The 25,040-nt window shown below is 60.7% G+C and carries 28 protein-coding genes and 1 other RNA gene; 12 read left to right on the forward strand and 17 right to left on the reverse strand.

The window, feature by feature from the left end:
* Positions 1-3: 3 nt before the first annotated feature.
* From mraY to rsmI, 9 genes are all read right to left on the reverse strand, one after another.
* Positions 4-1,086, reverse strand: coding sequence for a phospho-N-acetylmuramoyl-pentapeptide-transferase (mraY, locus tag OC537_RS14130; RefSeq protein ID WP_262112121.1), 1,083 nt, complete (start codon positions 1,084-1,086; stop codon positions 4-6).
* Complete coding sequence (gene murF, locus OC537_RS14135) at positions 1,080-2,435, reverse strand: UDP-N-acetylmuramoyl-tripeptide--D-alanyl-D-alanine ligase (RefSeq protein ID WP_262112123.1); 1,356 nt, start codon at positions 2,433-2,435, stop codon at positions 1,080-1,082. Before murF ends, mraY begins: the two co-directional genes overlap by 7 nt.
* The gene (gene murE, locus OC537_RS14140; RefSeq protein ID WP_410050477.1) at positions 2,432-3,919 is read right to left on the reverse strand and encodes a UDP-N-acetylmuramoyl-L-alanyl-D-glutamate--2,6-diaminopimelate ligase; all 1,488 of its coding nucleotides are present in this window, start codon (positions 3,917-3,919) and stop codon (positions 2,432-2,434) included. Before murE ends, murF begins: the two co-directional genes overlap by 4 nt.
* Before the next feature lie 101 nt (positions 3,920-4,020).
* Positions 4,021-5,787 (reverse strand): penicillin-binding transpeptidase domain-containing protein, encoded by a 1,767-nt coding sequence (locus OC537_RS14145; RefSeq protein WP_106885645.1) that lies wholly within the window; start codon positions 5,785-5,787, stop codon positions 4,021-4,023.
* Positions 5,784-6,098 carry a cell division protein FtsL gene (gene ftsL / locus OC537_RS14150; protein ID WP_025328463.1) on the reverse strand — a complete coding sequence of 105 codons (315 nt, stop codon included), beginning with the start codon at positions 6,096-6,098 and terminating at the stop codon, positions 5,784-5,786. Before ftsL ends, OC537_RS14145 begins: the two co-directional genes overlap by 4 nt.
* Positions 6,099-6,101: 3 nt before the next feature.
* Positions 6,102-7,040, reverse strand: coding sequence for a 16S rRNA (cytosine(1402)-N(4))-methyltransferase RsmH (gene rsmH / locus OC537_RS14155; protein ID WP_111911138.1), 939 nt, complete (start codon positions 7,038-7,040; stop codon positions 6,102-6,104).
* The gene (gene mraZ / locus OC537_RS14160; RefSeq protein WP_005332092.1) at positions 7,041-7,499 is read right to left on the reverse strand and encodes a division/cell wall cluster transcriptional repressor MraZ; all 459 of its coding nucleotides are present in this window, start codon (positions 7,497-7,499) and stop codon (positions 7,041-7,043) included. It abuts the gene before it with no gap.
* A gap of 439 nt (positions 7,500-7,938) precedes the next feature.
* An RNA gene (rnpB, locus tag OC537_RS14165) (RNase P RNA component class A) lies at positions 7,939-8,325 on the reverse strand.
* 188 nt (positions 8,326-8,513) lie between these two features.
* Positions 8,514-9,347: a 16S rRNA (cytidine(1402)-2'-O)-methyltransferase gene (rsmI, locus tag OC537_RS14170; protein ID WP_139745541.1), complete on the reverse strand. Its 834-nt coding sequence runs from the start codon at positions 9,345-9,347 to the stop codon at positions 8,514-8,516.
* Between the two features lie 199 nt (positions 9,348-9,546).
* On the opposite strand from rsmI, the gene OC537_RS14175 reads away from it, so the two are divergent.
* From OC537_RS14175 to dolP, 4 genes are read left to right on the forward strand one after another with little or no spacing between them, the layout of a single operon-like run.
* Complete coding sequence (locus tag OC537_RS14175) at positions 9,547-11,337, forward strand: penicillin-binding protein activator (protein ID WP_234690666.1); 1,791 nt, start codon at positions 9,547-9,549, stop codon at positions 11,335-11,337.
* Complete coding sequence (locus OC537_RS14180) at positions 11,255-11,650, forward strand: YraN family protein (protein WP_262112132.1); 396 nt, start codon at positions 11,255-11,257, stop codon at positions 11,648-11,650. Before OC537_RS14175 ends, OC537_RS14180 begins: the two co-directional genes overlap by 83 nt.
* 9 nt (positions 11,651-11,659) lie before the next feature.
* Positions 11,660-12,250: an SIS domain-containing protein gene (locus tag OC537_RS14185; protein WP_262112134.1), complete on the forward strand. Its 591-nt coding sequence runs from the start codon at positions 11,660-11,662 to the stop codon at positions 12,248-12,250.
* 4 nt (positions 12,251-12,254) lie between these two features.
* Positions 12,255-12,833 carry a division/outer membrane stress-associated lipid-binding lipoprotein gene (dolP, locus tag OC537_RS14190; RefSeq protein WP_106885641.1) on the forward strand — a complete coding sequence of 193 codons (579 nt, stop codon included), beginning with the start codon at positions 12,255-12,257 and terminating at the stop codon, positions 12,831-12,833.
* Positions 12,834-12,879: 46 nt separating this feature from the next.
* Here dolP and OC537_RS14195 read toward each other — a convergent pair whose 3' ends face one another.
* The 8 genes from OC537_RS14195 to zapE form a co-directional block, all read right to left on the reverse strand.
* Positions 12,880-13,287, reverse strand: coding sequence for a ClpXP protease specificity-enhancing factor (locus tag OC537_RS14195; protein WP_025328512.1), 408 nt, complete (start codon positions 13,285-13,287; stop codon positions 12,880-12,882).
* A 17-nt stretch (positions 13,288-13,304) separates the two neighbouring features.
* Entirely contained in the window at positions 13,305-13,934 is a 630-nt protein-coding gene (gene sspA / locus OC537_RS14200) for a stringent starvation protein SspA (protein ID WP_025328513.1), read from the reverse strand.
* Between the two features lie 87 nt (positions 13,935-14,021).
* A complete protein-coding gene (locus OC537_RS14205) occupies positions 14,022-14,756 on the reverse strand; it encodes a cytochrome c1 (protein WP_025328514.1) in 735 nt (244 codons plus the stop codon).
* Positions 14,753-15,970 carry a cytochrome b gene (locus OC537_RS14210; protein ID WP_005331374.1) on the reverse strand — a complete coding sequence of 406 codons (1,218 nt, stop codon included), beginning with the start codon at positions 15,968-15,970 and terminating at the stop codon, positions 14,753-14,755. Before OC537_RS14210 ends, OC537_RS14205 begins: the two co-directional genes overlap by 4 nt.
* 2 nt (positions 15,971-15,972) lie before the next feature.
* Positions 15,973-16,563 (reverse strand): ubiquinol-cytochrome c reductase iron-sulfur subunit, encoded by a 591-nt coding sequence (gene petA, locus OC537_RS14215; protein ID WP_025328515.1) that lies wholly within the window; start codon positions 16,561-16,563, stop codon positions 15,973-15,975.
* A gap of 300 nt (positions 16,564-16,863) precedes the next feature.
* Positions 16,864-17,256, reverse strand: coding sequence for a 30S ribosomal protein S9 (gene rpsI / locus OC537_RS14220; RefSeq protein WP_005891084.1), 393 nt, complete (start codon positions 17,254-17,256; stop codon positions 16,864-16,866).
* Positions 17,257-17,270: 14 nt separating this feature from the next.
* A complete protein-coding gene (gene rplM / locus OC537_RS14225; protein WP_033132308.1) occupies positions 17,271-17,699 on the reverse strand; it encodes a 50S ribosomal protein L13 in 429 nt (142 codons plus the stop codon).
* Positions 17,700-17,965: 266 nt separating this feature from the next.
* Entirely contained in the window at positions 17,966-19,060 is a 1,095-nt protein-coding gene (gene zapE / locus OC537_RS14230; RefSeq protein WP_139745544.1) for a cell division protein ZapE, read from the reverse strand.
* 139 nt (positions 19,061-19,199) lie between these two features.
* On the opposite strand from zapE, the gene OC537_RS14235 reads away from it, so the two are divergent.
* The 8 genes from OC537_RS14235 (at position 19,200) to OC537_RS14270 (ending at position 25,034) form a co-directional block, all read left to right on the forward strand.
* Positions 19,200-19,580, forward strand: a complete 381-nt coding sequence (locus tag OC537_RS14235; RefSeq protein ID WP_163148904.1) for a YhcB family protein — start codon at positions 19,200-19,202, stop codon at positions 19,578-19,580.
* A gap of 81 nt (positions 19,581-19,661) precedes the next feature.
* The gene (locus tag OC537_RS14240; protein ID WP_262112148.1) at positions 19,662-21,020 is read left to right on the forward strand and encodes a Do family serine endopeptidase; all 1,359 of its coding nucleotides are present in this window, start codon (positions 19,662-19,664) and stop codon (positions 21,018-21,020) included.
* A gap of 89 nt (positions 21,021-21,109) precedes the next feature.
* A complete protein-coding gene (gene degS, locus OC537_RS14245; protein WP_106885636.1) occupies positions 21,110-22,231 on the forward strand; it encodes an outer membrane-stress sensor serine endopeptidase DegS in 1,122 nt (373 codons plus the stop codon).
* 314 nt (positions 22,232-22,545) lie between these two features.
* A complete protein-coding gene (locus OC537_RS14250) occupies positions 22,546-22,908 on the forward strand; it encodes a transcriptional regulator (protein WP_234566765.1) in 363 nt (120 codons plus the stop codon).
* Positions 22,909-23,274 carry an SFCGS family glycine-rich protein gene (locus tag OC537_RS14255; RefSeq protein ID WP_106885634.1) on the forward strand — a complete coding sequence of 122 codons (366 nt, stop codon included), beginning with the start codon at positions 22,909-22,911 and terminating at the stop codon, positions 23,272-23,274.
* Positions 23,274-23,570, forward strand: coding sequence for a DUF4312 family protein (locus OC537_RS14260; protein WP_262112153.1), 297 nt, complete (start codon positions 23,274-23,276; stop codon positions 23,568-23,570). Before OC537_RS14255 ends, OC537_RS14260 begins: the two co-directional genes overlap by 1 nt.
* Before the next feature lie 25 nt (positions 23,571-23,595).
* A complete protein-coding gene (locus OC537_RS14265; protein WP_106885632.1) occupies positions 23,596-24,372 on the forward strand; it encodes a DUF4311 domain-containing protein in 777 nt (258 codons plus the stop codon).
* Positions 24,373-24,383: 11 nt separating this feature from the next.
* Positions 24,384-25,034: a DUF4310 family protein gene (locus OC537_RS14270; protein WP_262112157.1), complete on the forward strand. Its 651-nt coding sequence runs from the start codon at positions 24,384-24,386 to the stop codon at positions 25,032-25,034.
* Positions 25,035-25,040 lie beyond the last annotated feature (6 nt).

A 25,040-nucleotide genomic window follows, 5' to 3' on the forward strand; every position in this document is an offset into this window, starting at 1 on the left:
GGCTTACCTCACCTTCAGGGTGGCGAGGCCGAGCAGCACCAGCACGAGGGTGATGATCCAGAAGCGCACTATGACGCGCGGCTCCGGCCAGCCCTTCTTCTCATAGTGGTGATGGATGGGTGCCATACGGAAGATGCGCACGCCGCGCAGCTTGTAGGAACCCACCTGCAGGATCACCGAGACTGTCTCCATCACGAAGACACCCCCCATGATCACCAGCAGGAACTCCTGACGCACCAGCACGGCTATGGTGCCGAGCGCCCCGCCCAATGCCAATGATCCTACATCCCCCATAAAGACCTGGGCCGGATAGGTGTTGAACCAGAGGAAGCCAAGCCCCGCACCCACGATGGCGGTACAGACGATCACCAGCTCGGAGGTGTAGGGCACGTAGGGAATGTGCAGGTAGTTCGCGAAGTTCACGTTGCCGGTGGCCCAGGCGACAAAGGCGAAGCCCCCCGCCACCATCACGGTCGGCATGATGGCAAGGCCATCCAGACCGTCGGTCAGGTTGACCGCATTGGAGGTACCGACGATGACGAAGTAGGTCAGCACTATGAACATCAGACCGAGCTGCGGCATCACATCCTTGAGGAAGGGCACCACCAGCTGGGTCTGGCCGTCATGGGTCGCGGTGGCATAGAGGAACACCGCCACGGCCAGGGCGACTGCCGACTGCCAGAAGTACTTCCAGCGGGCGATCAGGCCGTCGGTATTCTTGCGCACCACCTTGAGGTAGTCGTCGGCAAAGCCGATGGCGCCGTAGGCACCGAGCACGAACAGCACCAGCCAGACATAGGGGTTGTCGAGGCGGCTCCAGAGCAGCACAGAGATGAAGATGGCCGCAATGATCATCAGGCCCCCCATGGTCGGGGTGCCCTTCTTGCTGAGGTGTGACTCTGGGCCGTCGTTGCGGATCACCTGACCGAATTTCAGGATCTGCAGGCGGCGGATGAGGCGCGGCCCCATCCAGAGCGCCACCACCAGACCCGTGATGATCGACAGGATGGCGCGGAACGTCAGGTAGGAGAAGACGTTGAAGAAGGTGAAGTGCGGGGTGAGCAGTTCCGCCAGCCAGACTAGCATGTGGCTGACTCCTGACGGTCAACGACCATCTTGACGATATCTTCCATGCGGGAACCGCGGGCACCCTTGACCAGGATCGAGATTTCTTGATGTGTATTTATCATTTGCGCAAGCACTTCAAACAACGACGCCTTGTTATCGAAATGTCGACCCGCCGCGGCATCTGCGGTGTGACGACTCTGTTCCCCTACCGTCAGCACGGCGTCGAGGCCCTGCTCGCGGGCGTGGTGTCCGACCCGGGCGTGCTGGGCCGCGGACTCCTCACCCAACTCCTTCATGTCACCGAACACCAGCACCTTGTAGCCGCCCATGGAGGTCAGGGCATCGATGCCCGCCAGCACGGACTCCACGCTGGCGTTGTAGGTGTCATCCACCAGGGTGAGACCACCCCAGCGTTGCACGCAGAAGCGGCCCTTGACCGGTGCCATCTGCTCCAGCCCCGCCTTGACGGACGCGAGGGAGGCGCCTAGCGCCAGACAGCCGGCGGCGGCAGCCAGGGCATTGGCCACGTTGTGGCGACCGGGAATGGCCAGGGTCAGGGTCAACTCTCCCTGCGGGGTCACCATCACGAATTCGGCGCAGCCCTGCCCGTTGAGCGCTATGTCACGGGCATGGAAGGGCTGGCTCTGATCTTCGAGGGAGAAGGCGCACCGAATGCCCTTCGCCTGCCACTTGGGCCAGAACTCGTTGTCGGCATTGACGATGGCGGTGCCACCCTCGTCCAGGCCCTCAAAAATTTCGCTCTTGGCGTGGAACACCCCTTCCAGGGAGCCGAAGCCTTCCAGATGGGCGGCGGCCACGTTGTTGATGAGGGCGGCATCGGGCCGGGCCAGGGAGGTGGTCCAGGCGATCTCCCCCGGGTGGTTGGCACCCAGCTCCATCACCGCAAACTGGTGCTGCGGCTCGAGGCGCAGCAGGGTGAGCGGCACCCCCACTTCATTGTTGAAGTTGCCGGCGGTGGCCAGCACCTCCCCCTCACCGCGCAGGATGGCGGTCGCCATCTCCTTCACCGTGGTCTTGCCACAGCTGCCGGTGATGGCCAGTACTTTAGGATTGATGCGCTCGCGCACCAGCTTGCCGAGGCGGCCCAGTCCCTTGAGGGTATCGGCAACCACCAGTTGCGGTATGGCGAGCGGCAGCTCGCGCTCCACCAGCAGGGCGGAGGCCCCGGCGGCCAGGGCCTGGTCGCAGAAATCGTGGGCATCGAAACGCTCGCCACGCAGGGCGACGAACAGCGCCCCCTTGCCCAGGGTGCGGGTGTCGGTACTGACTGCCGTGATCTCGAGATCGCCGCCGATCAGACGGGCATCGAGCACCTGTGCCAGGTCGGCAAGCCTGAGGGTCATCATCTGAATGACTCCATTAATGTGTGCAAGGCGGCCGCGACGGTTTCCCGGTCGCTGTAGTGCCGCTTGTCGGTTCCAATGATCTGATAATCCTCGTGGCCCTTACCGGCCACCAGGATGATGTCCTGCTTGCTCGCCTGACTGAGGGCCAGCCGGATCGCCTTGACCCTGTCGTGTTCGATCTGCACGGCAGCAGGATCGCGAAGGCCCGCCACCATGTCCGCCATGATCTGCTCCGGCGCCTCGGTACGGGGATTGTCGTCGGTCAGGATCACGCGATCCGCATGTTGCTCCGCCATGGCGGCCATCATGGGCCGCTTGCCACGATCCCGGTCGCCACCACAGCCCACCAGGCACCAGAGCCGACCTTCGCAGTGCACCCGCAGGGCCTGCAATGCCTTCTCCAGCGCATCCGGGGTATGGGCATAATCGACCACCGCCAGCGGCGCCTTGCCACCACCGAAGCACTCCATGCGACCGGTCACGGGTTGCAGTTTCGGGGCACTGGCCAGCAGTGCATCGAAGTCATAACCCAGTACCAGCATGGCGCCCATGGCGGCCAGCACATTGCTGACGTTGAAGCGGCCGAGCAAGGGGGCGGATAATACACCATTCCCCCAGCTGGAGTTAATGTGCGTGTCAAATCCTTGTTGGTGGAAATGGGGATCCTGCGCCGTCAACTGTCGCCCTGCATGGTTTTCAATCGGGCCATGCACGCCGAAGGCCACCGCGCCGGGGTAGGCTGCCAGCCACTGGCGCCCCAGACGGTCGTCGGCATTGATGACGGCGCAGGGCTCGTCCACCAGTTTCAGCAACTCTTCCTTGGCGGCGCCATAGGCCTCCATGGTGCCGTGATAATCGAGGTGATCCCGGCTCAGGTTGGTGAACACGGCCGCGGAAAACGGCAGGGCCGCCACCCTGTGCTGCACCAGACCGTGGCTGGAGACCTCCATCGCCACCAGATCGGCCCCCTGCTGTTGCAGGGCGGCAAGATTGGCCTGCACCTGGACGGCGCTGCCTGTGGTGTTTTCCGCTTCCACCAGTTCACCGAACAGGCCGTTGCCTATGGTGCCCATCACCCCGGCCTTGCCTCCCAGCAGGGTGCGCCAGTTGGCGACCAGCAGGGCAGTGGTGCTCTTGCCGTTGGTGCCGGTGATGCCCACGAGTTGCAACTTCTGCGCCGGATAGTCATAGAAATGGCCGGCCAGTTCGGAGAGACGAGCGGGCAGATCCTTGATCCCGAAACAGGGGATCGAGGTGGCGGGGGCCACGAATTCCCCATCCTCCTCAAACAGGACGGCGGTCGCTCCCTGAGCCACCGCCTGTTCGATGAAACGCCTGCCATCCATCTGGTGGCCCCGGATTGCCACGAAGAGAGAACCGGGCCCGACTCGCCGGCTGTCGAGCTGGATGTCGGTGAGCGCGAGCGCCGGAGCATGGATGCCAAAATGGCTCATGAGTTGATCAAGTGCGCGGGGCGGCAACATGGGAAGCCTCCGAATGGGCAGGAATGCAAGCGCTCAGGGAATGCGGCGCCATGGAAAACACCCCGACAGTCGCGGGGTCGACAGAGAGAAACGGATGCCAATCAGGTACGAGGTGCGCCATGGGCGGCCTCCGTACGGGCAAGCTTCGCCGGCACCTCGGGGGGGATGGCGTCGGGACGAATGTTGAAGAGCTGCAGCACGCCCCCCATGGCCTCGGCGAATGGCGGGGTCGCCACGGCACCGCCGTAATAGGCATCGCCCTTGGGCTCGTTGATCACCACCACCATGACGAAGCGGGGGTTGCTGGCCGGGGCGAAACCGGCAAACCAGGCCATGTAATCCTTGCCGTAGCCACCGGCGACGGCGACCTTGGCGGTCCCACTCTTGCCGCCGACCCGATAACCCGGGATCTGCGCCTTGGGAATGGCATTGCTCACCACGTACTCCAGCGCCTGCAGCATGGCGGTGGCGTTGTTGTGATCGATGACCTGCTCACCCTTGGGCGGCGTGGTCACCTTGATGATGGAAAGCGGCACCCGCTTGCCCTTGTTGGCCAGGGTCGCGTAGGCGGAAGCCAGCTGCAGCGGGGTGACCCGCAGGCCATAGCCGAACGACAGGGTCGCCCGCTCGATGTCGGACCAGCGGCGGCGCTGGGGCAGCATGCCGCCGCTCTCTCCCATCAGGCCACTGCCGGTGTCCATTCCGAAGCCGACCATGCTGAGGGTGTTGATCATCTCCTGGGCCGGCATCCGCAGCGCGATGCGCGACATGCCGATGTTGGAGGAGTAGCGCAGTATGTCGTACAGGTTGGTCGCCTTGTGAATGCTCACATCGCGGATCTGCTTGGCCCCGATGAACAGGGGACCACCGGGTATGGTGTCCTTCCAGCTGGTGACGCCCGCCTGCAGGGCGCTCAACAGGATCAGCGGCTTGACGGTAGAACCCGGCTCGTAGGTGTCGGTCACCACCCGGTTGCGCACCCGGAAGCTCTGGTACTGACCACGGTTGTTCGGGTTGTAGGAGGGGGTATTGACCATGGCGAGCACTTCGCCGGTCTTCACATCCAGCATCACCATGGAGCCGGAGGTCGCCTTGTTCTCGTCGGTGGCGCGCTTGAGGGCACGGTAGGCCAGCGCCTGTACCCGTTGATCTATGCTCAGTTGCAGATCGTTGGCGTGCTTGCCCTCTTTGACCAACCCGAGCCGCTCGATGACCCGGCCCTGCCTGTCCTTGCGCACCCGCATCTCGCCAGGGGTCGCGGTCAGCCATTCGTTGTAGCTGCGCTCTATCCCCTCGATGCCGCTGCCGTCTATGTTGGTCACCCCCACCAGGTGGGCGCTGATCTCGCCGGTCGGGTAGAAACGGCGCGCCTCGGGGCGCAGGTAGATGCCCCCCAGCTTCAAGCCCTTGATGTATTCCGCCACGGCAGGGGTTACCTGACGCTGCAGATAGACGAAGCGCTTGCTGGGGTTAGAGATGCGATGCTTGAGGGTGTTGATGTCGAGCTTGAGCACGGCGGAGAGCGCCAGCCAGGCGCGCTCGTTGTGGATAGCGCCGGACTCGTGCACCGTCTTGGGATCGGCCCAGACCGCCTCGACCGGCACAGAGACCGCCAGCTGCTCGCCGTTGCGATCGGTGATCATGCCGCGCACCGCTTGGGTGGAGGTGGTACGCAGGGAGCGCATGTCCCCCTCCTGGCGCAGCCTGTCCGGATCTATCACCTGGATCCAGGCCAGCCGCAGGATCAGGCCGGCAAACGCAATCCCGATGAAAAACACCAGGGTGCGAAAGCGCCACGGGTAGAGTGACGGAGCTTTAGCCTTGGCTTTGTCCTTTGCCGGAGCCTTGGTGGCGGCCTTGCGTGTCATGGTTGTGTAATTACCTTCTCGGTGGTCACCAGCGGGCGAGCCATCTGCAATTTATCCATGGCCAGACTCGCGACACGGGAGTGTTCGGCCAGGGTGCCCTGCTCCAGCAGCAGGTGCCGCCACTCGATGTTGAGCCTGTCCTCTTCCGCCATCAGGTCATTCTGCTTTGCCGTCAGCCCCCGGGTCATGTTGGTCACCAGGATCACCGCAAAGGCGGTGATCAGCACGGCCAGGGTCAGCACGACCTGCAGCTTGTGGCGCCAGAGATCACCGATGATCTCCCTGGACAGATGAATGCGTACCTCGCTCATGACTCAATCCGCCAGACGCTGGGCGACTCGCAGCACTGAGCTGCGGGATCGGGTGTTTTCGGTGACTTCATGTTCGGAAGGTTTGAGCGCCTTGCCGACCGACTTCAACTTGCGGCCACCGGCCAGTTGCGCCTCGGTCAACGGGATGCCATGGGGCACTTCCGGCCCCTTCTCGTGCTTGCGGATGAAGTGCTTGACCAGACGGTCTTCCAGGGAGTGGAAGCTGATGACGGAGAGGCGACCCTCGGGCGCCAGCGCCTGCAGGGCACCGTTCAGCGCGGTTTCGATCTCGTCCAGCTCGCTGTTGATATAGATGCGGATGGCCTGGAAGCTGCGGGTCGCCGCATGCTTGCCCTTCTCCTTGCTCGGGTTGACCCGGGCAATCATCTCCGCCAGTTGGCGAGTGCGCACATAGGGTTCGGTGACGCGGTCATGGACGATGGCGCGGGCAATCTTCTTGGCAAAACGCTCCTCGCCGAAGGTCTTCAGCACCCAGGCGATGTCATCCACATCGGCCTTGGCCAGCCACTGCGCTGCGCTCTGGCCCGTGGTCGGGTCCATCCGCATGTCGAGGGGGCCGTCTTTCATGAAGCTGAAACCGCGCTCGGCGTCGTCGAGCTGGGGAGAAGAGACCCCCAGATCCAGCAGGAAGCCGTCGACTTTGCCGAGCAGGCCGCGATCACTCAGGTAAGTGGTGATGCCGGAGAAGGGACCGTGCACTATCTCGAAGCGGGGATCCTGGATCTTGGCCGCCTCGGCAATGGCCTGGGGATCCCTGTCTATGGCGATCAGTCGACCCTGCGGACCGAGATGCTGGAGAATGAGACGAGAGTGACCACCCCGGCCAAAGGTACCGTCGACGTAGATACCGTCCGGCTTGATGGCCAGCCCTTCGACGGCTTCGTGCAACAGCACTGTGATGTGTTCAGCGGCTTGGGTCATTTATAAAGAAAAATCCTGTAGTCGTGGTGAACTTGCCCAGTCGTCCTCGGGCAGGCCCAGGATGTCGTCATTGATCTGTTGTTGCCAGCGGGCTTCATCCCACAACTCAAACTTGTTGAGCTGGCCCACCAGCATGATCTTCTTGTCCAGCCCGGCGTGGCTACGCAGTGGCTGGCTCAGCAGCAGACGGCCATTGCCGTCCAGTTCGCACTCGGTGGCATGTCCGAGCAGCATGCGCTGCAGGCGGCGTTCCGCCGGATTGGTACTGGAAAGGGTCTTGAGCTTGCGCTCTATCTCTTCCCATTCACTCAGGGGGTAAAGCAGCAGACAGGGATGGGCTATGTCGATGGTGCAGACCAGCTGGCCGTCGCGCTCGGAGCGCAGCCAATCTCGATATTTGGTCGGAATCGCCAGTCGCCCTTTGCTGTCCAGGCTGATGGCGTGAGCGCCACGCAACAAATTGCAGTCCCCGAAGGTGAGTTATGGAGGCAAATTGCCCAATAAAACCACTTTGATCCACTTTTCTCCACCATGAAGTTTAAGGACGAGCAGGGGGCTTTTCAAGCAAGGATCTCGGGCATGGGGAACATATTGACGCAGCGCGGGGAGGCTACAGATTAAATGAGTTGATTTTCCACAAGTTATTTGTGTTAACAGCCATAGGATTAATTGCGAACATTTTTAAAATGAACAATGTGAAAGAAGTAAATCATGCTGGAGTCTCCCCTCTTTTTACACACTAGTGTATGACAAAAGTATGCAAACAAAAAACAACAACTTGATTTATAAGGTATTTTTATAAGCTCCTCATGTCGGCCAGTATCGCCGTTCAATTTTTTACTATTTCTACCGCTATAAAAAAGAGCCTCGCGATAAATCGCAAGGCTCTTCAGGAATAGGTCGGAGTCGGCCTGTAAGCCGGGTTCTGTACCGGGTTGCCCCGGGTAGCAATCATTCCTCTAGGCCAGCAATCGCTCACTGGCTCAAGCAACCTACCCGCCCCCAACGCGGGCCGCGCCAATAGGGGCCTATTTGGTCTTGCTTCGGGTGGAGTTTACCGTGCCACGAACTGTTGCCAGTCGCGCGGTGCGCTCTTACCGCACCCTTTCACCCTTACCTGATCCCTTGCGGGCCATCGGCGGTTTGCTCTCTGTTGCACTGGTCGTAGGCTCGCGCCTCCCAGGCGTTACCTGGCACCCTGCCCTATGAAGCCCGGACTTTCCTCCCCTCCGCCCGTCTGTCCCGAGGGACACAACGACGAAGCAGCGATTGCCCAGCCGACTCCGAGGCGCGGATTATAGCCTCGTGACACAGTGGGGTAAACCGGCAATTCCCGTTTGCAGCAATTAATAGTGCACCAACCCCTGCCAGCCGGGCCCACTCTTGCGGGCCCCCTGGCTTGCACCAGTCAGAACGCTCTCATTTTGCCTATTTTTACGCCTTGGCGGTGCTCATTTGACCTGCTTGCACGGCTCAGTGGTGCTCGAGACCGTATTTGTAGAGGGCATTCTTCTTCACGCCGTGGATCTCGGCGGTCAAGGCCGCCGCTTTTTTCAGCGGCAGCTCTGCCACCAGCAGCCCCAGGGTGCGGATAGCCTCGGCGGGCAGCTCTTCATCCACCTTGCTGGCACCGGCGACCACCAGCACGATTTCGCCACGGCAGCGATTATCGTCTTCCCCAAGCCAGGTCAGCATCTCGGAGGCAGGCAGACCGTGGATGGATTCGAAGGTCTTGGTCAGCTCGCGGCACACCACCACCTGGCGTTCACCGAGGATGCGAGCGATGGCCTCCACCGTATCCTGCACCCGGCGCGGCGACTCGTAGAACACCAGGGAGCGGGTATCCTCGATGACGGCCTGCAGCCTGTCGTCGCGCCCCTTGGCTTTTGCCGGCAGAAACCCTTCGAAGGCGAAGCGATCTGTGGGCAGACCGGCAGCAGAGAGTGCAGTGATGGCGGCGCAAGGGCCCGGCAGCGGCACCACCTTGACCCCGGCCTCGCGACAGCGGGTGACCAGGTGATAGCCGGGGTCGCTGATGAGCGGCGTGCCCGCATCCGAGACCAGGGCGACGCTCTTGCCTTCCTTGATCCGGCCGATCAGCACATCCGCCTTCTGCTGCTCGTTGTGATCGTGCAGGGCGAAGGTCGGCACCGAGATCTGGTAGTGGCTGAGCAGGATGCCGGAGTGCCGGGTATCTTCGGCGGCCACCAGATCGACGCTGCGTAAAATGTCCAATGCACGCTGGGTGATATCCGCCAGATTACCGATGGGAGTGGGGACTATATACAGGGTTGGGGTGTCACTCATGGGATCTCCGAGTGTCCCGACAATTGTGTCGCCATATTGGCCCGTTTACACTATGGAGAACTTCAACACTGGTCGGGGAATGAACTTGAACCGGGTTACAAAGCAGCTAAGTGTATCACGACTCTTCGGCATCATACTCGCGGCAGTACTGCTCGCCGCCTGTGCGTCGGAGCCCAACCCATCTTCCGCGGAGCCCGGCATGCCGTCGGCGTTCTCGGATCTGACCAAGAATGCCCAGTGGTATCTGGAGCAGGTGGATCCCGCCAAACCGGCCGAGGCCTTCACCTGGCAGGTGATGGCGGCGCGCAGTTATCTGGCGCTCGGCCAGGCCAAACCGGCCGCCGCCCTGTATCAACAGTTGCAGAAGCAGGCCGGCAACCCGGTGCAGCAGGCACAACTGCAACTGCTGCAGGCACATCTCTTGCTGGCCCAGGGCAATGCCAATCAGGCGCTGATCCTGCTGGAAGGCAAGCCGGAAGTGGCCCTCGATGCCGATACCCAGAAGGATTGGTATCGCCAGCGGGTGGTGCTGCAACTGGACATCAACAACAAGTTTGGTGCAGCCAAGTCGCTGATCCTGCTGGAGCCTTACCTGGCCAAGAATGAGCTGGCCACCAACCACCAGCAGATCTGGTCACTGCTGAAAAGCATGACCCCCTCCACCCTGCAGGCGCTGGAAGAGGCGCCGGCCCCCGACGTGACCACCGGCTGGCTGCGACTGGCGGCACTGGTGAACGAGTTTGGCGCCCAGCCAAGTCAACTCGCGCGCCAGCTCGCAGGCTGGAAGCAGAGCTTCCCGAACCACCCGGCCCAGACTGACATGCCGGCTGGCCTCGGGGATCTCGCCACCACGGATACAGGTGCACTGCAGCAGGTCGCCGTCTTCCTGCCGCTCTCCGGCAACCTGGAGGCGCAGGGCGCCGCCATCCGCAACGGCATGCTGATGTCCTACAAGGAGAATCAGGGGCAATTCACCCTGAACTTCTATGACACTCAGGGCAAGGCGATGGGGGATCTCTACAAGCAGGCGATCCAGGAGGGGGCCAACATGATCATAGGCCCGCTGCTGAAAGATCAGGTCGAGGAGCTGCTCAAGGCCAACCCGGCCGTGCCGGTGCTGGCGCTCAACGAGCTGGACAAGCCAGTCATCAACGACAACACCTTCTACTTCTCCCTCTCCGCCGCCGCCGATGCGAGCCAGGCCGCCCAGTACCTCTATGGTCAGGGTTACCGCAAGCCGCTGCTGATCGCGGCGCAAGGCCGGATTGGCTACAGCAGCATCAAGGCATTCGAGCAGGCCTGGGCCGGCGTCAGCCAGGAGAAACCCGTGGTCGCCACCTTCGGGGCGCGCAACGAGGTGCAGGGCATGGTCAAGAATGCCCTGAGTGGTCGTTCCACCGCCCGGGCCGGGGAGATAGTGCAGCTCTCTGATGCGGCGCCGCGCAGCATAGATGCCGTCTATGTGGTGGCCAACAGCCTGGAGACCCGGATGATAAAGCCCTATGTGGACATCTCGGTCAATCCCATGGGCAGCCTGCCCATCTACAGCAGCTCGCGAGGCTATGACAGCGGGGCAACCGAGGTGGCTTCCGAACTCAACGGCATGCACATCTCCGACATGCCGCTGCTGCTGGGAGGCTATGAGCAGCAACGGGAACAGATAGCCCTGCTCTGGCCACAGACCCAAGGTGACCTGCTGCGCCTGTTTGCCCTCGGCTATGATGCGGTCAGCCTGGCCGGCAACCTGCCGCAGATGCGCAAGCTCAATGCCATGCAGCAACCGGGCATGAGCGGGCAACTGAGCGTGGATCCCCAGGGCAACATAGTGCGCATGCTGGACTGGGCCACCTACCAGAACGGCAAGCTGGTCAGCGACAGCGCCGTGCCCCAGCTGGAGGACGCTACCCATGAAGAGGCTACTGGCACAACTGCACCAGCAGTGGTTGAACCTGTTGCCGTCGGCAGCGACGAACAAGGGACAGCACTTTGAGCAAGTAGCGGAATGCTGGTTGCAGGCCCGCGGCCTGCAACCCGTGACCCGCAACTACCGCTGCCGTGGTGGTGAAATAGATCTCGTCATGCGCCAGGGGGATACCCTGGTGTTTGTCGAGGTCAGATATCGCGCTCGGGCCAGCCATGGCGGAGCCGCCAGCTCGGTCACCCGGCGCAAGCAGCACAAGATCGTGCTGGCCGCGCGCCACTATTTCAAGCAACATGCCATCAACGAGGCCAGCCAGGCCTGCCGATTCGATGTGATCGCGTTCGAGGGCGACCAGCCAGACTGGATCCAGAACGCTTTTTAAGAGGACCCCATGACTGATCCCATCAAAGAGAATTACACCGAAAGCATCCAGACCAAGATAGCCGCCGCCGAGGCGCTGCCGGACGCCATCCACACCGCGGCCCAGATGCTGACCATCTGCCTGCTCAATGGCCACAAGGTCATGGCATGCGGCAATGGCCCCTCCTCGGCCCTGGCACAGCTGTTCATCTCCGAGCTGGTCAACTGCTACGAGACACCACGCCCCTCTCTGCCCGGCCTGGCCCTGACCCCCGACATGGCCACCATCAGCGCCATCGCCACCGATCACGGCTTCGAAGAGGTCTATGCCAAGCAGATCAAGGCTCTGGGTCAACCCGGCGACATCCTGGTGGTGCTCACCACCACGGGCAACAGCCGCAGCCTGATCAAGGCTGCTGAGGCGGCACTCTCCCGCGACATGACCATCATAGTGCTCGGGGGGGGCGACGGTGGTGAGATAGCCGGCCTGCTCGGGCCCAATGACGTGGAGATCCGCGTGCCATCCGCCCGCCGTCCTCGCATTCTGGAAGTGAATCTGTTGACCCTGCACTGCCTCTGTGATCTCATCGACCAGACACTTTTCCCGCAACAGGAAGATTGAAACCATGAAGAAGCCTATTCTCGCACTCGCCCTGCTGACCGGCGCCCTGCTGCTGCAAGGCTGTGCCGCCGTGGTAGTGGGTGGTGCAGCCGGTACCGCCAAGGCGACCGGGGATCGTCGCACCCTGGGTGCCCAGTGGGACGATCAGACCATAGAGCTGAAAGCGGCCAATCTGCTGGCCGACAACAAGTCGCTGAGCGCCTCCAGCAAGATCAGCGTCTACAGCAACAACGGCCGTGTCTTGCTGGTCGGTCAGACACCGTCTGACGCTTACAAGCAGGAAGCGGGCAAGATTGTGGGCCGGATCGAAGGGGTTCGTCATGTCTACAATGAGCTGCGCCTCGGCAAGCCGGTGAGCATAGGAGTACGCAGCAACGATACCTGGATCACCTCCAAGGTACGGGCCGACATGCTGGGCACCAAGAACTTCGACAGCACCAAGGTCAAGGTGGTCACCGAGAACAGCGAGGTGTTTCTCATCGGCCTGGTGACCCGTCAGGAAGGGGATCAGGCAGTGGAGATCGCCCGCCACGTCAGCGGGGTCAAGCAGGTGATCAAGGCCTTCGAATTTGCCCAGAACTAAGCGGGCAATGATGGGATAAAAAAACGCAGCCAGTTGGCTGCGTTTTTTATTTGATGACTTTCAGGGTCGGACGACCCGTCGGGCGCGGTGGCTCCGGCTCGGGTTCTACCGGCGCCTCGGCCTGCTCCAGCCAGAGATCGTAGCCAGGCTCGGGCGGGAACAGGGTTCCCACGCCGTTTTCCCTGGCATGAATGGCCAATATGGCCGCCATGGGAATGTAGACCTGCTGTGACACGCCACCGAAGCGAGCGCTGAAGCTGACGGCATCATTATCCATGTGGAACTGGCCCACGGCCCGAGGCGCTATGTTCAGGACGATCTGCCCATCCTGCACGAACTGCATCGGCACCATCACATGGGGGATATTGGCATTGACCACCAGATGCGGGGTCAAGTCGTTATCCAGCAACCAGTCAAAAAATGCCCGCAACAGATAGGGGCGACTGGGTGTCATGGTCGGTTCCATACTACTCATACGCTGGCACGGATCTCGCGTTCAGCCTCGGTCAGGGAGGCCTGGAAGGATTCACGTTCGAACAGGCGGACCATGTAAGCCTTCAGCTCTTTGGCACCACGACCGGTGAAGTCGATGCCCAGGCTCGGCAGACGCCACAGCAGCGGAGCCATGTAACAGTCAACCAGACCGAACTCTTCGCTCATGAAGTAGGGCATTTCACCGAAGATCGGCGCTATGGCCAGCAGGTTGTCACGCAGCTCGGCACGGGCGGCTTCGGTATCGGTGCCCGCCATGATCTTGTCGGCCAGCGAGTACCAGTCCAGCTCGATGCGATGCATCATCAGACGGCTGTTGCCGCGAGCCACCGGATAGACAGGCATCAGGGGCGGGTGCGGGAAGCGCTCGTCCAGATACTCCATGATGATGCGCGAGGTGTACAACGCCAGCTCGCGATCCACCAGAGTCGGTACAGTGTTGTACGGGTTCAGCTCGGCCAGCTCGTCCGGCAGGTTGCTCGGGTCAACCTGGCAGATATCCACGCTAACACCCTTCTCCGCCAGGACAATACGCACCTGATGGCTGAACATATCGTTGGCACCGGAAAACAGCGTCATTACCGAACGCTTATTGGCAGCTACAGCCATTGAACCCTCCCGTCATTAAAAAGCAGAAACGGCAATGAAGCATCTTGATCTCCATTGCCGTGCGTCATATTACTCCGATCTGGTCGCTTAGTGAACGTCGCGCCAGAATTCCTTCTTCAACAGCACAGTGAAGATGAAGAAGATTGCGATGAAACCTAGCACCCAGAAGCCCATGCGTTCGCGCTCCTGCTGCACCGGCTCAGCCGAGTAGACCAAGAAGTTTACCAGATCCAGTACCGTCTGATCATATTCTTCGTTGTTCATTTCACCATTGCCGTCAGATTTGATGCTGACGACTTGCTGCATCTCCACTCCATCCAGGGTGTGCGTCTCGAACTCGGCACGGGGAGTCCCCTGCAACGGCTCCAATACGTGGGGCATGCCCACGGACGGGAAGACCGCATTGTTCACACCAAATGGCCGGGTTTCGTCCACATAGAAAGAACGCAGATAGGTGTATATCCAGTCGGCGCCCCGCACCCTGGCCACCAGGGTCAGATCCGGTGGCGGCGCCCCGAACCAGCGCGCCGCATCCTTCTCGGACATGGCGCTCTTCATCAGATCGCCAATCTTGGCGCCGGTGAAGACCAGGTTCTCCCTCATCAGCTCTTCCGGAATGCCGATGTCGGCGGCCACCCGGTTATAGCGCTGGTATTGGGTGGAGTGACAGCCGGCGCAGTAGTTCATGAAGGTCGCAGCCCCCCGTTGCAGGGATGCCTTGTCACTCAGATCGTACTCTGCCTTGTCGAGGGGGAAGCCACCGCCAGCGGCCAATACCAGACCGGGCAGCAGGGCCAGCACTGCAAAAATTATTCTTTTCATTTGAATGTCACCCTCTCCGGCAGCGGCTTGGTGCTCTCATTCTTGCTGTAGAAGAACAGCAGGACGAAGAACCCGAAATAACCCAGAGTGCAGAGCTGCGCGATCAGCGTCAGCATAGGCGTCGATGGCAGAACGCCCAGCACACCCAGGATGACGAAGCAGACCACGAACTGGGCGATGTTCAGCTTGTGCAGGGTGCTGCGGTAGCGCACCGAACGCACCTTGCAGCGATCCAGCCAGGGCAGCAGGAAGAGCACGACTATGGAGAGCCCCATCATGATGACCCCCAACAGCTTGTCCGGCACTGCGCGCAAGATGGCGTAGAAGGGGGTGAAGTACCAGACAGGGGCTATGTGCGCCGGCGTCTTCAGCCCGTTCGCCACTTCAAAGTTCGGTTTCTCGAGGAAGTAGCCCCACATATCCGGCTTGAAGAAGATAATGGCGCAGAACAGGAACAGGAAGCCCGCCACCCCTATCATGTCCTTCACAGTGAAGTAGGGATGGAATGCCACCGCATCCAGCGGCCAGCCTTTCTCATCCTTGTGCTTCTTGATATCGATGCCGTCCGGGTTGTTGGAGCCCACTTCGTGCAACGCCAGGATATGCATGGCAACCAGCATCACCAGCACCAGCGGCAGGGCGATCACGTGCAGCGCGAAGAAGCGGTTCAGGGTAGCCCCCGAGATGACGTAGTCACCCCGGATCCACAGGGTCAGATCGTCACCTATGACCGGAATGGCGCCAAACAGCGAGATGATGACCTGGGCCCCCCAGAACGACATCTGTCCCCAGGGCAGCAGGTAACCCATGAAGGCTTCGGCCATCAACACCAGGAAGATCAGCATGCCGAAGATCCACAGCAGCTCGCGCGGCTTCTGATAGGAGCCGTAGATCATGCCGCGAAACATGTGCAGATAGACCACAACGAAGAAGGCGGAGGCGCCGGTGGAGTGCATGTAACGCAGCAGCCAGCCGTAGTCCACGTCCCGCATTATGTATTCCACGGAGGCAAAGGCCCCCTCCGCCGACGGGTTGTAGTTCATGGTGAGCCAGATGCCGGTGATGATCTGGTTGACCAGCACCAACATGGCAAGGGAACCGAAGAAGTACCAGAAATTCAGGTTCTTGGGAGCCGGATACTTGGCCATGTGGTCGTTGTACATGGCCGTGAGCGGGAAACGATCGTCAATCCAGCCCATGAGTTTGGCAAACATGGTCAGGCCTCCTTGCCATCGGCACCGACCAGAATGGTGGTGTCGCTAAGAAATTGGTATGGCGGAATGACCAGGTTCAGCGGTGCGGGCACGCCCTGGAACACTCGACCGGCCATGTCGAACTTGGAACCATGGCATGGGCAGAAGAAGCCGGAGGTCACCCCTTGCACCTGCTCGCCGAAGCTGTCCGGCAGGTAGGAGGGGGAGCAACCCAGATGGGTACAGATACCGACCGCCACGAAGATCTCCGGCTTGATGGATCTGTAGCCGTTGTGGGCATAGTCCGGCTGCTGTGGCTCATCGGAGGCCGGATCGCGCAGTTTGTCATCGTGCGTGGCCAGGGCATCCAGGGTCTGCTTGGTGCGCTTCACCACCCAGACCGGCTTGCCGCGCCACTCGACGCGAATGAGCTGGCCCGGCTCCAACTTGCTGATATCCACCTCTACCGGTGCCCCGGCCGCTTTGGCTTTGGCACTCGGATTCCATGACTTTATAAACGGCACTGCGGTAAAAGCAGCTCCTACACCGCCAACGGCAACCGTTGACCAGGTAAGAAATCTGCGGCGACCGGTATCAACTGGCGCATTGCTCATCCAAAAACTCTCCCATGTGGACTCCGCTCATTCTTATAGTGTCCCCGTTTCCTATCTCCTCTCCCTCTGACAACTGCGGCGGAAGCGGAGTGGCAATTGACACAGAAAGACCATGGAAATTTTAAAGAAAAGATAACAATTTGACAAGAAAGAGAAGCGATGGGCAAAAACAATAAATACACAAATTTTTGTCTTTTGTGACGTATGGTTAGCATTGGCGTATGTAATATTACCAATAAAAAAAGCCTGGCACATGGCCAGGCTTTTTTGACACTCGTGAGAGTGCGTACCAAAAGCGAATTAACGCTTGGAGTACTGCGGACGCTTACGCGCTTTGTGCAGACCGACTTTCTTACGCTCAACCTTACGGGCATCGCGAGTAACAAAGCCAGCTTTACGCAGTTCGCCACGCAGGGTCTCGTCGTACTGCATCAGAGCACGAGTGATACCGTGGCGGATCGCACCAGCTTGACCGGAGATGCCACCACCGTTAACGGTGATGTACAGATCCAGTTTCTCGGTCATCTCAACCAGTTCCAGCGGCTGACGAACTACCATGCGGGCAGTCGGACGGCCGAAGTATTGCTCCAGGGAGCGCTGGTTGATTACGATTTTACCGCTACCCGCTTTGATAAAGACGCGAGCAGTGGAGCTTTTGCGACGGCCGGTACCGTAGTATTGATTTTCTGCCATGTTGCCAGTTCCCGTTAGATATCCAGTACTTGAGGTTGCTGAGCAGCATGAGCGTGCTCTGCGCCTGCGTAAACTTTCAGCTTACGGAACATGGCACGGCCCAGCGGACCCTTCGGCAGCATGCCCTTGACGGCAGCTTCGATTACCATTTCCGGCTTGCGCTGAATCAGCTTGTCAAAGCTGATGGACTTGATACCACCCGGGAAACCGGAGTGAGAATGGTACATTTTGTCGGTAAATTTCTTACCGGTTACGTGTACCTTCTCAGCGTTTACAACGATGATGTAATCACCGGTGTCAACGTGCGGAGTGTATTCAGCTTTGTGCTTACCACGCAGACGAGCAGCGATCTCGGTTGCGATACGACCCAGAGTTTTACCTTCTGCGTCCACAATGTACCAGTCACGTTTTACGGTTTCTGGCTTGGCAACGAAAGTTTTCATTAAGTTAAACCCAATTACCTGTTACAGACCCAATTGCTTATGGGGGCTCTCCCACAAACAACAAACGATGGCCTACCTGTACCCCTTCGAATACAAGTAAAGCTTAAAGTGTTGCTGTCTTATCGACAGCTGTAACGTGGGCCGGGCGATTATAAGTGAAGTTGCCTTAAATATCACCTGCTAATTTCACTGCCATGAAGCTAGCAAATGTCGCCCGGCCCTACCTGCCGCAGATGCCCATCCGACTGGCAGGCGCGGTATTGTGACTAAGGAAGGTGCACTCTTGCAAGGTATTCGTGCGATTGCATTTCCTGAAGCCGCGAAAGACAGCGCTTGAATTCGAAATTCAGCAGGCCATCTCCGTAGAGCGCAGCCATGGGCACCGCCGCCGACAGAATGAGTTTGACGTGCCGCTCATAGAACTCGTCCACCATGGCGATGAAACGGCGCGCCGCATCGTCCGTGCCTGTGCCCATGGGCTGCACGTTGGCCAGCAGGACGGTGTGAAACTCCCGGGCCAGCTCTATGTAGTCCCCCTGGGATCGCGGGGTGCAGCAGAGCTGCTCGAACTCCATATAAAGCACCCCTTCCCCCACGCTCAGCGCGCTCAGCTGACGATGGTTGATCTCCAGCGTGGCGGCCGCGATCTGCCCCAGCCCGGTCAGTTGCCCAAAATAGCGGTCCAGATTGGACTTGGCCTGCTGATCCAGCGGGAAGTGATAGATTTCCGCCTGCTCCAGGGTGCGCAGCCGGTAGTCGACGCCACCATCCACATTGAGTACCTCGCAGTGGTGCTCTATGAGGGCGATAGCAGGCAGAAAGCGGGCCCGCTGCAGTCCATTGCGATAAAGATCCCGGGGCGGGATGTTGGAGGTGGCCACCAGCACAACGCCATGACCAAATAGCTCCTGGAACAGGGTGCCCAGCAGCATGGCATCCGTGATGTCGGAGACGAAAAACTCGTCAAAGCAGATGATGTCTGTCTCGCCGGCCAGCTTGCTGGCGATGAGCTTGAGCGGATCGGCCTGACCGGTCAGCCCCTTGAGTTCATCGTGCACCCGATGCATGAAACGGTGGAAGTGGACGCGCAGTTTGCGCTCCCCCGGCAGGCTGTCGAAAAAAGTATCCATCAGCCAGGTCTTGCCTCTGCCCACTCCGCCCCACATATAGAGACCCAGGATGGGCTCGCGGGCTTTCGGCTTTTGCAGCCAGCCCAGCAGGCCACGGGATCTGGTCGGAGTCGGGCTGGCGCACAAATCCTGATAGAGTCGCTCCAGGCGGGTCACTGCCATCGCCTGGGCCGGGTCGGCCAAAAAGCCGGGACGCTGCAAATCCTGCTGGTATTTTTGCTGCGGGGTCATCCTGTAAACCGCCTCCAAGTCCCTGAATGAGGGACAAAATGGTATCACGCTCTCGGGGTGCACGGTATAGTGCCAACGAGGCATCGCGGTCAATCCGGCCGCCTCAAACTCATCGATTTAGCTGTAACAAGGAGCTTCTATGACTCTGTTAAACGGGATCCTGCTGGCGGTAGCCGCCCTGATCATCGGCGTGTTGATCGGCCGTTTCACTGTCCGCAGCCGGGATGCCGGGCGCCTGGAACAGGAGCTGAAAAAGGCTCACAAGGAGCTGGAAAGCTACCAGGGCCAGATCACCACCCACTTCGCCGACAGCGCCGCCCTGATGGAGCAGTTGGCCGATCAATACCAGACCCTCTATCGCCACATGGCCGAACAGAGCAAGTTCCTCGCCAAGGCGCAGGAGCCCTTGTTCCGCGAACCTCAGGTGGAAGAAGGCAACGCTGACTCCGCCAGCGAGGAGCCGGGCCAGCCGCCCCGTGACTACGCCGGTGCCTCCGGCCTGCTCAAGCAGCCCGGTTAGCCTCTGGTGGAACTAATTACGCCTTATCGTGGTCAGACCTTGACGATTGCATTGCAACTTTTTCTGGGAGCTGTTTCTCATATGCGTAAATCTCTTTCTGTATTCAGTGTGTTAGCCCTCAGTGTCGGTATCGCCCTGTCAGCAGCGCCGGCACAAGCCGCCCTGCCCCTGATGGGCAACAGCCAGGATATGCCGAGCTTGGCCCCCGTCCTCGAGCAGGTGACCCCTGCCGTGGTCAACATCTCCGTCTCTGGCAAGAAGATCACCCGCCAGCGCCTGCCGGAACAATTCCGCTTCTTCTTCGGCCCCAACATGCCCGATGAGCAGGTGAGCGAGCAGCCCTTCCAGGCCCTTGGCTCCGGCGTCATCATAGATGCCAAGAAGGGCTACGTGATCACCAACGCCCACGTGGTCCACGAAGCGGACGAGATCAAGGTCAACCTGAAAGACGGCCGCGAATACGCGGCCAAGAAGATAGGTGAAGACAAGCAGTCCGACATCGCCCTGCTGCAAATCAAGGCGGAGGACCTGGTGCAGATCAAGTTCGCCGACTCGGACGAGCTGCGGGTCGGTGACTATGCCCTGGCCATCGGCAACCCCTTCGGCCTGGGTCAGACCGTCACCTCGGGTATCGTCAGCGCCCTGGGCCGCAGCGGCCTCAACATCGAGAACCTGGAGAACTTCATCCAGACCGATGCGGCCATCAACTCGGGCAACTCGGGTGGCGCCCTGCTCAACCTGCGTGGGGAGCTTATCGGCATCAACACCGCCATCCTGGGCCCGAACGGCGGCAACATAGGTATCGGCTTTGCCATCCCCTCCAACATGGTGCGCGACCTGTCCGAGCAGATCGTGAAATACGGTGAAGTGCGCCGTGGCCAGTTGGGGATCACTGGCACAGAGCTGACCACCGACATCGCCAAGTCCTTCGGTTACAACAAGAAGGATGGTGCCTTCGTCAATCAGGTCATGCCTGACTCCGCCGCCGCCAAGGCGGGCATCAAGGCCGGCGACATCATCATCAGCATAGATGGCAAGCCCATCCGCTCGTTCGGTGAACTGCGGGCCAAGATCGCCACCATGGGCGCCGACAAGCAGGTTGCACTCGGCCTCATCCGTGATGGCAAGGAGCAGACCGTCAAGGTCACCCTGAAGAAGGCAGATGACAGCGAGATCCTCGCCAGCGCCCTGCACCCGGCACTGGAAGGGGCCAAGCTCAGCACCACCTCGGATCCGGTGACCGGCGTAGCTGTGGCCGACATAGATCCGCGCTCCCCTGCCGCCGCTGCCGGCCTGCAGAAGGGCGACATCATCATCGGGGTCAACCGTCTGCGCATCAACTCCATGGATGAGCTGACCAAGGCCTTGAAGAACAAGCCGGAAGTGCTGGCGCTGAACATACAGCGCGGCGACTCTTCGCTCTATTTGGTGATCCGTTAAGTCCCTCACACCCGCGGCAACCGCCGCGGGTGATTTTTATCCACCGATAATGTTATTCTCTGCGCGCAGCATGTACGGACGAGAATGACATGAAAATCCCACCTTTGATCAGTTACTTGGGCAAGTCTGTCGGCTTTGGCCTCACCGTGGCTGCGCTCCTGTTGCTGCTGTTCCCCAGTTTTCGGGGCGGCGCCCCCCTGCCGGGTCTCATCACCAATGCCCGCGAGCTGAGTTTCTCCTATGCCGCCCACCGCGCCGGTCCTGCCGTCGTCAACATCTACACCCGCAGTTTCGCCGGCAATCGCGGCGAGAAGGCAGAGCTGAGGCCACAGGGGCTGGGCTCAGGGGTCATCATGAACCAGCGCGGTCATGTGCTGACCAACTACCACGTCATCGCCGATGCGGACCAGATCATAGTCGCGCTGCAGGATGGCCGGGTCTTCAGCGCCGAGCTGGTCGGCACCGACAAGCTGACCGATCTCGCCGTGCTCTACATAGAGTCGGACAACCTGCCGGTGATACCGCAGGATCCGGAGCGGTTACCGGACGTGGGCGATGTGGTGCTCGCCATCGGCAACCCCTACAACGTCGGCCAGACCATCACCCAGGGCATCATCAGTGCCACCGGCCGCATAGGTCTCTCCAGCATGGGGCCGGACAGCAACGGCCGGCAGGATCTGCTGCAGACCGATGCAGCCATCAACGAGGGCAACTCGGGTGGCGCCCTGGTCAATGGCCGTGGCGACCTGGTGGGCATCAACACCGCCGCCTACCACCTCAATGGCAATCAGGAGAGCTACGGCATCAGCTTCGCCATCCCCTACAAGCTGGCCAAGCGGATCATGGACGAGCTGATCGCCAATGGCCGTGTCATTCGCGGCTACCTCGGCATCTCCAGCGTCGAGATCAACCCCATAGTCGCGCGCATGATGAATCTCGGGGATCTGCAGGGTCTGGTGGTGGAAAGTCTGGATCCCGACGGACCGGCCACCAAGGCCGGCCTCAGGCGCGGGGATGTGCTGCTCAAGATCAACGGCGAGGCCATCAGCGGCGTGCGCCCCGTGATGGACAAGATCGTCGAGAGCCGCCCCGGCACCAAGCTGACCATCTCGGTGATCCGCAATGGCAAGCCTCTGGACGTCGACGTCATCATAGAGGAAGACGTGCGCTACCAGAATCTGCCCACCAGCAGCGCATCACCCGCCAGCTGACGGCAAGGGAGCCAACAGAGGGGCCATCAAGGCCCCTTTTTCGTGCCTCCTTCTCAGGCCCCCCTTTCCTGGCGTGAGATGACTCACAGTTTCCACCGGCACACGACCGGGCGGCTGCGGGGTGAAACTGTGGTCCCGCTCACACGACACCGGGGTCAATCCCCTCCCTTTCCCCCTTGCCGCCACAAATCCGGCCTCTTTCGGGGCTTTTTGCCCGGAATTTCCATTTCGAATCGGAAAAACAGTGCCTCCTCCTGCTCTCTTCCCCGTCTTAAGGTAATCCCATCCTTTCTGCCAGCCTTGGAGAGCAGACCTTGACTACCGACACTCATGACACCGCCCTGACCCCGAACAGCCCGGCGTTGCTGCGCAAGACAGATCTCATTCTGGCGCGCATCCACGGCCTGCTGGCGGATCAGGGCATCATCCCCAACGAGGTGCAGAAACAGATGCTCGCCTCCCACGTCAAGGCCATGGTGTGGCGCTCCCACAGCGGTGAAGCCCTGCCCGAGGTCGACCTCAGCCTGTTCGAGGAGATCTCCCCCCTCTCCCTGCGCCTCGCCGAACAGGTGGTCGGCTGGCTGGACAGGCTGGCCTATGAAGAGGCCCACCTCTTGTCCGTCCATTTCGAAGTTGCCAAAGAAAATGAACTCAGCTCAGTCAAAGGAGAAATCTAAATGTCAGCCATCAAACTCGTGATTGGAGATCGTCTCGGCAAGGGTCAGAAGGTAGGAGCAGGGGCAGAGGCCGCCGGCGCCACAGTGACCGTCATCCCCGGCATGGCCGCCGACATGAAGCTCGGTGATGTGATGAACAAGGAGCAGGCGGATCTCGGCATCTCCTTCTGCGGCAGCGGCGGCGCCGGCGCCATCACGGCCCAGACCAAGTACGGCTACAAGTGCCGCTACGGCATGCGCTCCGTCGAGGAGGGTGTGACCGCCATCAACGAAGGCTGCGTGGTGCTGGGCTTCGGCTTCATGGACAAGGAAGAGCTGGGCCAGAAGCTGGTCGAAGCGTTCGCCAAGAAACACGGGCGCGCCTGATGAAAGAGGATTTCACCACCCAGGTCACGGTCAACGGCAAGGGGGCGACCCGCCAGCAGGCGTTTGCCGCCGCCCTCGGCCAGGTGCAATCCAGCCTGCTCAAGGACAACCCCAGAGTGATGCTGCGCATCGAGCCGCTCGAGGTCCGGGTGCTCAAGGCCGAGGAGTCGGTGCGGGTGGAGAAGTTCCTGTTCTTCTTCCTGCCGCGCCAGCGCCGCGAGTTCAGGGTCCAGCTGGAGATCACTGTCAAGGTCAGCAGCCTGGATGTCGACAAGGTGGATTTCACCAGGGCGTAACCCCACAACCAAAAGGACATGTTGGATGTTTCTAATCATTTTGATGAAGTCACTCATCATCGGCGGCCTGGTGGGCGTCGGCGTGGGAGCCGGTGCGGCGCGGATGTTCCACGCCCCGACAGTACAGGGCATGGGTGCCTTCCGCACCCTGGGTGAGCTCAACTCCTGCGAAGGGGATCCCGCCTCCCACTTCTCGTTCGGCCTTGGCTTCTTCTTCAACGCCTGGGCCTCCACGGTCGCGGCAGGTGCCTTCACCCAGGACGTGGACCACCGCATCATCCCGCACTGGGCCACGGCCGCGCTGCTGTTCAAGAACCGGGATCTCGCCACTACCCTGCACGACCCGAAGAAGATGGCCATCGCCGGCGGCATCATAGGTGCCATAGTCGTCGCCTTCCTCAACAGCACGGCGGCAGCCGTGCCCGAGGCCCTGCAGGTCACTGCGGTCAAGGTGCTGGTGCCAGCCGCCAACCTGCTGGTCAACACCGTCATGCCGGTGATCTTCTGGCTGGCCGCCATAGAGGCGGGCAAGAAGTCCGGCTTCTGGGCCACCATCTTCGGCGGTCTGGCGCAGCTCATCATGGGCAACGCCGTGCCGGGCCTGGTGCTCGGCATCCTGATCGGCAAGGGGGTCGAAGAGAGCGGCTGGAACCACGTCACCAAGGTGATGATGAGCGCCATAGTGCTGCTGTTCGTGCTGAGCGGCTTCTTCCGCGGCTTCGATATGAAACTGATTGAGTCCTTCCACCTGGGCATTCCCCTGTGGCTGGAAAACGTCCATCACCTGCTTGGCAGTAAATAAGGGACCACCACATGGATGAGAAACTGAGAAACAACTTCTGGTACGCCGACTGGTCCTTCCCCATCTTCGTCGGTCTGCTGTCGGCCGGGGTCTTTGCCGGGACCCATATGTTCTACCTGTACGGGGTCGGCGCCTTCAACGAGGTGGCCTTCGTCGCCATGCTGAAAGCCGGGATGGACACAGGTGCCTACGGCGCAGTCGCAGCCTTCGGTGCCAGCTTCCTGTTTGCCCGCATCATAGAGGGCTCCCTGGTGGGGGTCCTGGACATCGGCGGCGCCATCCAGACCGGCGTCGGCCTGGGGGTTCCCGCCTTGCTGCTGGGTGCCGGCATCGTCTACCCGGTGGAGAACTTCGGCGCCTCCCTGGTCACCGGCATGGCCATAGGTCTGGCCATCGGCTACGTGATCATCCTGGCGCGCAAGTTCACCATCAACCAGAGCAACTCCACCTACGGGGCGGACGTGATGATGGGGGCTGGCAACAGCTCGGGCCGCTTCCTCGGCCCCCTGATCATCCTCTCCGCCATGGGGGCCTCCATCCCCATAGGCCTGGGTTCCCTGGCGGGAGCGCTGCTGTTCTACATCTGGGAGAAGCCCATCACAGGCGGCGCCATCCTGGGTGCCATGCTGCTCGGTACCTTCTTCCCGGTTGCCCTGACCTAAGCCCCC

The organism is Aeromonas sp. Marseille-Q5825 (assembly GCF_946892685.1).
Lineage (GTDB): Bacteria > Pseudomonadota > Gammaproteobacteria > Enterobacterales > Aeromonadaceae > Aeromonas > Aeromonas rivipollensis.

Bases quoted from the DNA above. Each gene is read 5' to 3' on its own strand.
- OC537_RS14265 (WP_106885632.1), top strand. From the start codon at position 23,596: ATGTTTCTAATCATTTTGATGAAGTCACTCATCATCGGCGGCCTGGTG.
- rpsI (WP_005891084.1), bottom strand. From the start codon at position 17,256: ATGGCAGAAAATCAATACTACGGTACCGGCCGTCGCAAAAGCTCCACT.
- OC537_RS14210 (WP_005331374.1), bottom strand. From the start codon at position 15,970: ATGTTTGCCAAACTCATGGGCTGGATTGACGATCGTTTCCCGCTCACG.
- OC537_RS14205 (WP_025328514.1), bottom strand. From the start codon at position 14,756: ATGAAAAGAATAATTTTTGCAGTGCTGGCCCTGCTGCCCGGTCTGGTA.
- rsmI (WP_139745541.1), bottom strand. From the start codon at position 9,347: ATGAGTGACACCCCAACCCTGTATATAGTCCCCACTCCCATCGGTAAT.
- sspA (WP_025328513.1), bottom strand. From the start codon at position 13,934: ATGGCTGTAGCTGCCAATAAGCGTTCGGTAATGACGCTGTTTTCCGGT.
- OC537_RS14175 (WP_234690666.1), top strand. From the start codon at position 9,547: ATGCCGTCGGCGTTCTCGGATCTGACCAAGAATGCCCAGTGGTATCTG.
- murF (WP_262112123.1), bottom strand. From the start codon at position 2,435: ATGATGACCCTCAGGCTTGCCGACCTGGCACAGGTGCTCGATGCCCGT.
- degS (WP_106885636.1), top strand. From the start codon at position 21,110: ATGAAAATCCCACCTTTGATCAGTTACTTGGGCAAGTCTGTCGGCTTT.
- OC537_RS14185 (WP_262112134.1), top strand. From the start codon at position 11,660: ATGACTGATCCCATCAAAGAGAATTACACCGAAAGCATCCAGACCAAG.
- OC537_RS14270 (WP_262112157.1), top strand. From the start codon at position 24,384: ATGGATGAGAAACTGAGAAACAACTTCTGGTACGCCGACTGGTCCTTC.
- OC537_RS14180 (WP_262112132.1), top strand. From the start codon at position 11,255: ATGAAGAGGCTACTGGCACAACTGCACCAGCAGTGGTTGAACCTGTTG.
- dolP (WP_106885641.1), top strand. From the start codon at position 12,255: ATGAAGAAGCCTATTCTCGCACTCGCCCTGCTGACCGGCGCCCTGCTG.
- OC537_RS14235 (WP_163148904.1), top strand. From the start codon at position 19,200: ATGACTCTGTTAAACGGGATCCTGCTGGCGGTAGCCGCCCTGATCATC.
- mraY (WP_262112121.1), bottom strand. From the start codon at position 1,086: ATGCTAGTCTGGCTGGCGGAACTGCTCACCCCGCACTTCACCTTCTTC.
- ftsL (WP_025328463.1), bottom strand. From the start codon at position 6,098: ATGAGCGAGGTACGCATTCATCTGTCCAGGGAGATCATCGGTGATCTC.
- OC537_RS14260 (WP_262112153.1), top strand. From the start codon at position 23,274: ATGAAAGAGGATTTCACCACCCAGGTCACGGTCAACGGCAAGGGGGCG.
- zapE (WP_139745544.1), bottom strand. From the start codon at position 19,060: ATGACCCCGCAGCAAAAATACCAGCAGGATTTGCAGCGTCCCGGCTTT.
- OC537_RS14195 (WP_025328512.1), bottom strand. From the start codon at position 13,287: ATGACACCCAGTCGCCCCTATCTGTTGCGGGCATTTTTTGACTGGTTG.
- murE (WP_410050477.1), bottom strand. From the start codon at position 3,919: ATGTTGCCGCCCCGCGCACTTGATCAACTCATGAGCCATTTTGGCATC.
- OC537_RS14240 (WP_262112148.1), top strand. From the start codon at position 19,662: ATGCGTAAATCTCTTTCTGTATTCAGTGTGTTAGCCCTCAGTGTCGGT.
- rsmH (WP_111911138.1), bottom strand. From the start codon at position 7,040: ATGACCCAAGCCGCTGAACACATCACAGTGCTGTTGCACGAAGCCGTC.
- petA (WP_025328515.1), bottom strand. From the start codon at position 16,563: ATGAGCAATGCGCCAGTTGATACCGGTCGCCGCAGATTTCTTACCTGG.
- OC537_RS14145 (WP_106885645.1), bottom strand. From the start codon at position 5,787: ATGACACGCAAGGCCGCCACCAAGGCTCCGGCAAAGGACAAAGCCAAG.
- rplM (WP_033132308.1), bottom strand. From the start codon at position 17,699: ATGAAAACTTTCGTTGCCAAGCCAGAAACCGTAAAACGTGACTGGTAC.
- OC537_RS14255 (WP_106885634.1), top strand. From the start codon at position 22,909: ATGTCAGCCATCAAACTCGTGATTGGAGATCGTCTCGGCAAGGGTCAG.